The sequence below is a fragment of the Haladaptatus sp. HS23 genome (assembly GCF_056892285.1).
Window position 1 is genome coordinate 310,856 of record NZ_JBXGLH010000004.1, and the last position, 9,175, is coordinate 320,030.

The 9,175-nt window shown below is 63.1% G+C and carries 9 protein-coding genes and 1 pseudogene; 5 read left to right on the forward strand and 5 right to left on the reverse strand.

The window, feature by feature from the left end; translation table 11 throughout:
• Positions 1 to 44 precede the first annotated feature (44 nt).
• On the reverse strand, positions 45 to 398 hold the full coding sequence (locus AC1XDK_RS14400; RefSeq protein ID WP_483350583.1) for a hypothetical protein: 354 nt from the start codon (positions 396 to 398) through the stop codon (positions 45 to 47).
• Positions 399 to 804: 406 nt separating this feature from the next.
• Here AC1XDK_RS14400 and AC1XDK_RS14405 point away from each other — a divergent pair, with 406 nt between their 5' ends.
• From AC1XDK_RS14405 to AC1XDK_RS14420, 4 genes are all read left to right on the forward strand, one after another.
• Positions 805 to 2,742 carry an asparagine synthase-related protein gene (locus tag AC1XDK_RS14405; RefSeq protein ID WP_483350584.1) on the forward strand — a complete coding sequence of 646 codons (1,938 nt, stop codon included), beginning with the start codon at positions 805 to 807 and terminating at the stop codon, positions 2,740 to 2,742.
• Positions 2,739 to 4,412, forward strand: a complete 1,674-nt coding sequence (locus AC1XDK_RS14410; RefSeq protein ID WP_483350585.1) for an alkaline phosphatase family protein — start codon at positions 2,739 to 2,741, stop codon at positions 4,410 to 4,412. The genes AC1XDK_RS14405 and AC1XDK_RS14410 overlap by 4 nt, the downstream gene beginning before the upstream one ends.
• A gap of 5 nt (positions 4,413 to 4,417) precedes the next feature.
• Positions 4,418 to 5,437 (forward strand): lipid II:glycine glycyltransferase FemX, encoded by a 1,020-nt coding sequence (locus AC1XDK_RS14415; RefSeq protein ID WP_483350586.1) that lies wholly within the window; start codon positions 4,418 to 4,420, stop codon positions 5,435 to 5,437.
• A 73-nt stretch (positions 5,438 to 5,510) separates the two neighbouring features.
• A complete protein-coding gene (locus AC1XDK_RS14420; protein ID WP_483350587.1) occupies positions 5,511 to 6,596 on the forward strand; it encodes a hypothetical protein in 1,086 nt (361 codons plus the stop codon).
• Between the two features lie 6 nt (positions 6,597 to 6,602).
• Here the strand turns inward: AC1XDK_RS14420 and AC1XDK_RS14425 are convergent, their stop codons facing one another.
• Together AC1XDK_RS14425 and AC1XDK_RS14430 are read right to left on the reverse strand one after the other, a co-directional pair.
• Complete coding sequence (locus tag AC1XDK_RS14425) at positions 6,603 to 7,703, reverse strand: M23 family metallopeptidase (protein ID WP_483350588.1); 1,101 nt, start codon at positions 7,701 to 7,703, stop codon at positions 6,603 to 6,605.
• 68 nt (positions 7,704 to 7,771) lie between these two features.
• Positions 7,772 to 8,311: a DUF7351 domain-containing protein gene (locus AC1XDK_RS14430; RefSeq protein WP_483350670.1), complete on the reverse strand. Its 540-nt coding sequence runs from the start codon at positions 8,309 to 8,311 to the stop codon at positions 7,772 to 7,774.
• Between AC1XDK_RS14430 and AC1XDK_RS14435 the strand changes: the two genes are divergently transcribed.
• Positions 8,240 to 8,401 carry a hypothetical protein gene (locus AC1XDK_RS14435; protein ID WP_483350672.1) on the forward strand — a complete coding sequence of 54 codons (162 nt, stop codon included), beginning with the start codon at positions 8,240 to 8,242 and terminating at the stop codon, positions 8,399 to 8,401. The genes AC1XDK_RS14430 and AC1XDK_RS14435 overlap by 72 nt on opposite strands.
• Before the next feature lie 32 nt (positions 8,402 to 8,433).
• Here AC1XDK_RS14435 and AC1XDK_RS14440 read toward each other — a convergent pair.
• Together AC1XDK_RS14440 and AC1XDK_RS14445 are read right to left on the reverse strand one after the other, a co-directional pair.
• Positions 8,434 to 8,640 (reverse strand): annotated as a pseudogene (locus AC1XDK_RS14440) (DUF7347 domain-containing protein); the annotation flags it as partial.
• A 50-nt stretch (positions 8,641 to 8,690) separates the two neighbouring features.
• Positions 8,691 to 9,107 (reverse strand): ester cyclase, encoded by a 417-nt coding sequence (locus AC1XDK_RS14445; protein ID WP_483350589.1) that lies wholly within the window; start codon positions 9,105 to 9,107, stop codon positions 8,691 to 8,693.
• Between the last annotated feature and the right edge of the window lie 68 nt (positions 9,108 to 9,175).

Genomic DNA, 9,175 nt, shown 5'->3' on the forward strand with positions numbered 1-9,175 from the left:
TGCGTGCCACGACGTTCACGTTTTCACAAAAAGAGCCGGGAGCGTTAGATGTGGCGCAGCTTGCCACGAAGTCCCCGCTCTGCCACTCCGATGAGGAGTAGGGCGAAGAAGGCCACGACGAGCCATCGCCCCGTCTGGGAACTGACCGCATCAGCGAACAGTCCCAGTAGGTCGAACCCGACTGCTTGGCCGAGTGCGAACAGCAACAACACGAATCCGATGGCTATCAGGCCGGTCATGAGACCGGTCCGTGCGAGCCAACTCGACGCCTGTGCGTCGTTCGTTCGACGACCCGTCTCGGTTTGCTGGTCCGCACCGTTCCGTTCGGTCGTTTTCTTCCGTTCGGTTCGGTGACGTCCGTCGTTTCGGTCATCTCCGCTTTGTTGTGGTTGGGGCATCGTGTATCCCCACCCAACCGAATACGGACGATACGTATAGCTATAAACCGGTTAAACGTCCGGTTACTGACCGTTTAGCGTGTGCTTATCGCCTAATTTGGGATGAATGACGAATCCGAAGAGACTCCCTACCGCACGAGTAGGCACCTTCTTCTCCTCGGTCCGTCGGGGCTACTCGAACGCTCGAATCGCGGATATCCATGCAGGCCGCGAATAACAATGGTTCGGCGTCGCCAGTTACATTTCAGTGAGAACGGATGAAGGAAAGTCCTCGCCGAATCGAGTTAGGGTGCCGTTCCGGTGAACGGGTCGCCCATCTGTCGCCGTCGAACGGTCGGACTACCGACGGCTACGCGAGTGTTGTTGGAGGGAACGGAATCCGGTGTGAGCCGGGAGGCACTGACACATGACTGGGTTGTTCGGTGCCTTCGGCGACCGTACGGCCGGCTTAGACGCGTTTCCGAGCGTGCAGGAAGGAGACGGGGAACAAGCCGAGACGTTCGCCGACGAGACGGTCGCAGTGAGCGCCGGATTCCACCCCGGATTAGCGAACGAACAGCCCGTCGAAACCGTCACGAACGACGCGTTGGTGTGGGTTCTCGGCGAAGTGTACGGCGTTGAGCGAAACGGGGAATATCAGCCACGACCGGCGTCCATCGACACCCCGACGTACTGTGCGAACCTGTACGAATCGTACGGTATCGACTTCGTCCACGGCCTGAACGGTGATTTTGCCGGAATAATCTACGACCGGGAGGAGCGAACCGTCTTCCTGCTCACCGATAGATTGGGGTCGTATCCGCTCTTTCACACGCGCGCCGACGACACGCTGCTGTGTTCGACCGACATACAGGCGCTCGCCCGATTCCCCGGCGTCGACCCCGAGTTCGACCGCGACTACCTTGCCGAATTTCTCGCGTTCAAGCGGTCGTTCGGCGTGACGACGCCGCTTTCGGGTATCGAACGGCTTCCGCCCGGGACCGTTACGGCCGTCGACCTCGACGGACTGTCGACGGAGTCCCGTCGATATTGGCGGCCCCGGTACACGCCGAAGGACGAACCGTTCGAGTATTTCGTGGAGGAGTTCGTCGACCGGTTCCAGCGGGTGCTTTCCGAGTGGGTACGCGACGACCGGGAATACGGTCTGTTGTTGAGTGGGGGAAGCGATTCGCGGCTCATCATGGCCGCGATGGACCGTCCCATCGTCGGCTTTCACATGAACGACTGGCCCAACCGCGAGGCGCGCGTCGCGAAGGGGGTCGCCACCGCCGCCGGAAACGAGTTTCGTCTCCTCCTCCGGAACGAGGAGTACAGACGACGCTCGCTCGCGGAAAATCCCTCGCTCTCGAACTTCGATGGCTGGTACAAACAGGGCTACCCGACGGCGTTCGCCGACGAAATCACGGGGTCAGTGGACACCCTCATATCCGGGCTGTACGCGGACACGCTGTTCAAGGGCCACTCGATTCCATCGCCGAAGGTGTCACTCGGTTCGCTGGGAAAGGTGACGCTGCCGTTCGAAACACCGATACGGACGATAGACGAGTTCATCGAACAACGAGCGGCCGACGTGCCGGAGTATCTCGTCGGGAACGTGGACCTCGAAACCGTCCTCCGCGAGAACATCTCCGTGACTGCCGACGGCGAAATCGACCACCACGGGGTTCGGTATCCGTCGATTCGGGAACTCGTCCTCTGTAGCGACTACTACCCGCTGTCGAACGACACCGAACTCATCTACACGAACAGCCTCAGACAGCTCGGTCCGTATCGAACGCCGTTCCTCGACAACCGTCTCATCGACCTGCATCTCTCGATGCCGGTCAAATATCAACTCCGGCGCAACATCGTTCACCGGGCAATCGAGCGACTCGACTCGCGTCTCGCCGAGGTCCCCCATTCGGAGTCCGGCGTTCCGACGAACCGCTCGTTCCCGGTCGAATACCTCGGTAAGCACCTGAACGCGCTCCGGTGGAAGCATTTCGGTGCGGAGACCCCGCCAACGCCGTGGTCTACCCACGGCCCGTGGCCGAGCGACGAGGAGTTCGTCCGGAGCAACGGGTTCGTTCGGGACGCGCTCGCCGAAAACCGCGAACTCATCGACTCCCATCCGCTCCTCGATTGGGAGGGCGTGCGGCGAAGCTACCGCGACCACTTGGACGGCGAGGACAACACCGTCGAACTCTACACGCTGTTGACCCTGCTGGAGATGCCGGTCACGAAGCAACTGTGCGACGCCACGGAAACGGACGACGATTGGGAATTCGACCGCTCTCCCTCACAATCCCCGGACAAACCCCTCATCAGGCTCCCGACGGCCGAGGGCGGAGGTGACGACCAATGAGCGAGGACGGCGGTTTGCAGACGCTGGTGCTCGGTCTGGACGGGGCCTGTCTGCCGATTCTCGACCCGCTGTTTTCGGCGGGGAGACTGCCGAACCTCCGCTCGATTTTCGACGACGGGGTTTCCGGGCCGTTGGAGTCGCAACTCCCGCCGTGGACGCCGAGCGCGTGGCCGTCGCTGTTCACGGGCGTCAATCCGGGTAAGCACGGCGTGTTCAGCTTTCTGGACTACGACGGCTACGACTGGAACGTCGTCGATGGGTCGGACGTTCGCGCCACGTCGGTTTGGGAACACCTCTCCCGACAGGGACTCACGAGCGTCGTCGTCAACGTCCCGGTCACGCATCCACCGCGGGAGTTCGACGGCGCGCTCGTGCCGGGGTACATGGCTCCCGACGCCCCGCGATGTCACCCGCCGGACCTGCTCTCCGACCTCCGAGAGGAGATGGGCGAGTATCGGGTTTACCCCGAAACGACGGACGTCTCGCCCGAGGAGGCCGCGGACGAGTATCGCGGCGTGGTGGAGATGCGCGGGGAGGCGTTCTGCCTGCTCGCGGACCGGTACGACCCCGACTTCGGCTTCCTCCAGTTCCAGCAGACGGACACGGTGTTCCACGAGTTCCCCGGCGAGCAGGAGACGGTTCGGGCGGTGTACGAAGCGGTGGACGAACAGGTCGGACGCGTCCTCGACGCGACGGACCCGGACACCGTTCTCGTCGTCAGCGACCACGGCATGGGCGAGATGACGGGCACCGGCTTCTACGTCAACGAGTTCCTCGCGGAGCACGACTACGCGTCGGTGACGCAGGGTGGCGACGGAATGCCCTCGTGGGTTCCGACGCGGGAATCGCGGCTTCGCGGTGGTTCGGGCGCGGACGACGAAGGGACGGAAAATCGAAGCCTGGTCCGCCGGTTAACCTCCGTCGCCGCCGACTACGGCATCACGACCAGTCGGGCGGGGAAACTGCTGTCGGCGGTCGGACTTCGGGACTTCGCCTCCGAACACGTCCCCTCGGGCGTCGTCCGAGCGAGCGGCAGGCAGGTGGACTTCCCGGCCTCGGAGGCGTACATGCGGGCCAGAATCGAGTGTGGCGTTCGCATCAATTTAGAAGGCCGCGACCCCGACGGCGTGGTCCCGCCGGAGCGATACGAATCGCTGCGAACGGAACTCATCTCCCTCCTCGAAGGCGTCGAAACGCCGGACGGGGAACCGTTGTTCGAGGACGTCGCCCGTCGGGAAGCGTACTTCGACGGGCCGGACGCCGACCGGGCGGTCGATATCGTCACAATCCCGGCCGACTTCGACCACTTCCTCTCGGCGGAGCTTTCGGGGAGCGAGTTCGCCGAACCGGGACAACCGTGGAACCACAAGCGAAACGGCGTCGTCGCGATGGCAGGTGACGGCGTCGATGGACCCCTCGAAAACGCCCACCTCTTCGACGTGACGCCGACGCTCCTCGCCCTGTTCGGCGTTCCGATGAGCACCGAGATGGACGGCGAGGTGTTGTCCCCCGTCGAGTTCGTCGGCAAGCGTTCGTACTCGACACAACGACAGGAGGACGCTGATTCCGAACGCGCGACCCAATCGGCCCACACGACGGAATCGGACGAATCGACCACATCCGAGGAGCGGATGGAGAACCGACTCGCGGCACTCGGCTACTTGGAATAACACGCATGACAATAGACGTAAAGGAAGCGGACGACAGCACGCTCGAACGATGGAATTCGTTCGTGGACAGATCGGACGAAACGACCCCGTTTCATCGACGCGAGGCGCTCACGCACCTCGCCGAAACGGCGAACGCGGAGCTACGACTCCTCGTCGGCTACAAGGGACAGGAACCGGTCGGCATCTTCCCGATTTTCGAGACGACGAAGGGACCGTTTCGGATGGTGTACTCGCCGCCGCCACACCTCGAAGTGTACTACCTCGGCCCGGCGTTGCTCAACTTCTCGAAGCTGAAACAGCGGAAGGCGGAACGCCGACACCGGTCGTTCATCGACGGCTGTCTGTCGTGGATAGACGACGAAATCGACCCGCACTACGTGGACGTTCGGACCGTGGATGGGTACACCGACCTCCGACCCTTCTCGTGGAACGGGTTCGACGTCTCGCCGTCGTACACGTACATCCTCGATTTGACGGAAGAGGACCTGCTGATGGGGTTCAGTCGGGACGCCCGAAGCAACGTCCGGAACCGCGACGACGACTGTACCATTCGGGAGGCGGGCGTCGAAGGTATCGAGGCGGTCATCGGCCAGATTCAGGACCGCCACGCGGCACAGGGAAAGGAATACCGCATCGACCCCCCGTTCGTCACCGAACTGTACGAGCGACTGCCCGAAGGGTGCGTTCGTCCCTACGTCTGCGAGCGCGGCGGCGAAATCCTCGGCGGCATGGTCACGCTCGAGGGCGGGGACACCATCTACCGGTGGCAGGGTGGTGCGAAACACGACCTCGACGTGCCCATCAACGACCTGCTCGACTGGCACATCATTCAGGACGCACGGGAGCGAGGGCTGTCCCGGTACGACCTCGTCGGCGCGAACCTGCCCCGCCTCTGTCGGTACAAGTCGAAGTTCGGTCCGGAACCGGTCGCCTACCACACGGTCCAGCGGAAGGCGACCCGCATGCAGGCCGTGACCGGGGTGTACCGACGGCTTCCGTCCGCGCTCAGGGTGGTCTCGGAATGACGCCGAAATCGCCTCGACTTCCGGTTCCGCTCGCCAGTCGCCCCCTCCCGCCGAAGACGACTTGCCACGCAGCATGACGGATTCGACACGGGACGGACTCGACCGGCGAACGTTCCTCCTCGCGACCGCCAGCGCCGTCGGAGCGGGAAGCACATTCGGCGGAGTCGGCGCGGTCAGTGACGGGACGGGAAGCGCAGACGGTGGCGATTGGTCCTTCTCGAACGGGTCCATCCGCCCTTCGGGATTCATCCTCGAACAGGGCGACACCTGCGTTCCGCTCGGGGTTGTCACGTCCGATATGCCGGTCGAGAAGTTCTACGACTACCGCTCGTCGGACACGGACCCACAAGGGTGGTACAGCGCGTACGGTCCCGCAACCGCGCTCGAACAGGCTGGAAACAGCGTCCTCTATCTCTACCGCGGTCCGGAGGGGACGAGCCTCGTCTTCATGCACGGAAAGCGCGGCAGCGAGGGCGGTGGGTCCGTCACGTTCCAGCTCTCGGGACTTCCGGACGATGGGACGTGGGCGGTGACGGACGACCAGTACGATGCCTCGACCAACTACGACACCTTCGCGGAATCCGACGACGGATGGCAGGTCGATTGGACGTGGGCGGGAGATTCCCATCACGGCGGAGGTGCCGACGGCGGCGCGTTCCGAGGAATCACCCCCGACGATACCGTGACCATCGACCCCGCGTTCAACGCCGCGGCGCGGTTGTACAGACAACACGTGAACCGAAACTACGTCGGACCGGTCGAGGAGTGGAACGTTCTCGCCGCCGATTCGGCGGGATATCGCTGGCGGTCGCTCGACATGGAACGTCCGGTCGTCATTCACGCTGGTCGCTGTCGCAGGTCGGGTGGGACGGAAACGACGACGCAAAAAACGACGAAAACCACCGGGACACGAACCACGACCGGTGCACGAACCACGACCAACGCACGAACGACAGGGACTACGGTCACCACGTCGGATTCGAAAACGACGGACACGACGAGCGAATCGACCCGTGACACGACCGCCGAGTCGGGGGCGAGCGGCGCGGGAACGAAAACCACGTCCCCCGACGGACAGGACGGTTTGGGAGTGTTGACGGCGATTTCGGGTTTCATCGGAACGGGACTCTCCCTCCATCGACTTCGCGGGGAGGAGTGACCGTTCTCACTCCGAGTTCGAAACCACGCGCTGTCCGGCGGATATGTACCTCCTCTCCGCGGCTTCTTCGTCGCTCACCGTCCGATCTCCTTCGGTATCGTTTTCCGTCGTCGTTCGAACGCCGTCGAACCGAATCGGTAGTCCCATTCCGAGATAGAAGTTCGGGCGGTCTTGGACGTGGAAGTGGAGGTGGGGTTCGGTCGAATTGCCGGAGTGGCCACAGCGACCGACTCGCTGTCCGCGCTCTACGCGGTCGCCCTCGGTAACCGCGACGCTCCCGCACTGAAGGTGTGCCAACACGCTGTACTCACCGTTCGCGTGTTCGAAGGTGACGTAGTTACCGAGGATGTTACGCTGGCGCAGGTCGAGCCATCCACCGGCGCGAGGTCCGTCACGATGGCCGTCGTGTGCTGCGACGACGACGCCGTCCGCGGGTGCGAGTATCGGTTCGCCGTAGCAGTAGTACTGCTCCGGGCGCGACCCGTCGCCGACGTGAGTGTGGCCCTCTTCGTCCGTTATGACGAAGTCGTAGGCGTATCGCTGGGTGAGGATACTCCACGAATGGGAGTGTTCGCGGGTGGGACTTCCGTTGACGACTGTCCACGTTCCGCCGTTCATTGCTGTCACACCATCTCCATCAGTGGACCCATCCCCGACCGCACCATCACCGAACGGCAACCGGTAGGACCCCGACTGCTCGAATCGGTCGGGGTTCGGCAACCGGCCACGGTATCGGAGGAGTGTCGGGACGTGTCCGGCGAACTGAAGCACGCCCTGTACGAACACGAACGGGTTCAACTGAAGCAGGAGGAGTGACAGACGCACCCGCCACGTGTACGATGTTCCGCCGATAGCTATCCAATCGGTCGGGTCTTCCACGTCCTCGCCGAACGAGGGGAGGACGCCGCGGACGAGCGGCCACATTCCGAAGAGGAAGAACAGAGCGAATCGTTTGAGGGGTCGAAGCGGGGGGAACAGATAGCCGGGAATCGAGATGAAACCGAGGAGGAAGAGGTACGTCGGGTCGGGGACCTTCCGGAGGAAATCGCTCCGTCGAGTCGATTCTCCACCGTCTCCGGAATCGGTCGGACTGTGTGCGCCAGACATCGGAAATAGATGGGCCGGTCAGATGTTTTAGTGTTTGGCGAACGATTCTTCGATTCGAATATTGACACTTACTCCACCGTTCGACGGGTCGTTTCCACGACGTGGGCGGTGTCGTCTATGGTGACGGACAGCTCCTCGCCGCCGAGCCGGAAGGATAGCACGAATCGCCCATCGTCCTCCTCGGAGACGAGGGCTGCGTCGTTCCCCGCGAATTCGAGTTCCCACAGACGGGCCGTCTCCACCGACCGCCCGTGACGGTGGTAAAACGCGTTCACGTCCGTCTGTCCGAGCAGGCAGAAACCGAGCGGACCGAGAATCAGACACCCGCACGTCCCGCAGGTCGCGCGAAATCGCGGGGTGAGGTGTTCGGGTTCGACGGGTTCCGCGACCGTCGTCATCGCGTCGTAGCACTTCGGACACGTCCCGACAAGCGACAGTTCGACGGCGTGAAAGAGGAGCGTCGTCGCCAGGTCGACCAGTTTCTCGACCGTCGCGTCCGCCGCGGCGTTGGGCGGCAATCCCCACTGAAACAGCAGGTGGTCGTTCTCGCAGGCGACGGTGAGGATTCCGTTCTCGTACCGCCCGCTGGCGGTTCCGTCGCAGTCGATGCACGTGCTGTCGAGTTCGACCGGGCCGAGCGTTTCGCGCTCGGTGTAGGCCCGGCGAGGATGGACGCGGCCATCTCGCCACCGGCGTAGTTGAGCCGATATCCCTCCTCGGTCTTCTCGATGAAATGACCGCGGAGTTTCTTCAGGTGGTACAGAAATCGCCCGGAATCACGGACGCCGACGCCCTTCCGCAACTCCGCGAACGAGAGGGCCGGACTTCCCGGTTGCTCCCGCTGGCGGGTCGAGAGTTCCCGAACGATTTCGACCCGCGTCGGGTCACTCAGCGTGCCGAAGGCTGTCGCCGCGTCGGACGTGTCGTCGGAACCCATCTTCGATACTCGAAAAACGGGATGTGAGTGTGTAAATTCTTTCTCCGAACTCACACCGCATCGAGTTGCTCCAGCAGCGAGAGCATATCGCTCTGCGTCCACGTTTCGGCGAGGAGGCCGCCCTCGAATCGATCGATTTCGATGGCACGAAGCGTCACCCGTTCTCCGGTGGGTTCGACGCCGACCATCGCGCCCTCCTGCGTGCCGACCATCGTCCAGCGAACGGCCACCTCGTCACCCGCGGCGAACGAATCCTCGATGGTGAACGTCATGTCCGGAAATATCTCCCGGGTCGAATCCGCGAGCGCCCCGTACAACTCCGGGCCGCGGAGTTCCTCGGCGAGTTCCCGGTCGTGGATGACGTACTCGGGATGGACGAGTTCGTCGGCAACGTCCGGGTCGTTTCCGTTCCATACCCCGTCGTAGAGGCGGTGAATCCTCGTTTCGTGTTCTTCCGGCGTCGTCATTGTCCTCGGTGGACGTTCGAGTCCTCAATGTGTTACTCTACCGGCGAATCGACTCGAGGGTCCCCCGT

What these genes read in the sequence shown, in the direction of transcription:
- AC1XDK_RS14400 (WP_483350583.1), bottom strand. Translation starts at nt 398, where the DNA reads ATGCCCCAACCACAACAAAGCGGAGATGACCGAAACGACGGACGTCAC.
- AC1XDK_RS14405 (WP_483350584.1), top strand. Translation starts at nt 805, where the DNA reads ATGACTGGGTTGTTCGGTGCCTTCGGCGACCGTACGGCCGGCTTAGAC.
- AC1XDK_RS14410 (WP_483350585.1), top strand. Translation starts at nt 2,739, where the DNA reads ATGAGCGAGGACGGCGGTTTGCAGACGCTGGTGCTCGGTCTGGACGGG.
- AC1XDK_RS14415 (WP_483350586.1), top strand. Translation starts at nt 4,418, where the DNA reads ATGACAATAGACGTAAAGGAAGCGGACGACAGCACGCTCGAACGATGG.
- AC1XDK_RS14420 (WP_483350587.1), top strand. Translation starts at nt 5,511, where the DNA reads ATGACGGATTCGACACGGGACGGACTCGACCGGCGAACGTTCCTCCTC.
- AC1XDK_RS14425 (WP_483350588.1), bottom strand. Translation starts at nt 7,703, where the DNA reads ATGTCTGGCGCACACAGTCCGACCGATTCCGGAGACGGTGGAGAATCG.
- AC1XDK_RS14445 (WP_483350589.1), bottom strand. Translation starts at nt 9,107, where the DNA reads ATGACGACGCCGGAAGAACACGAAACGAGGATTCACCGCCTCTACGAC.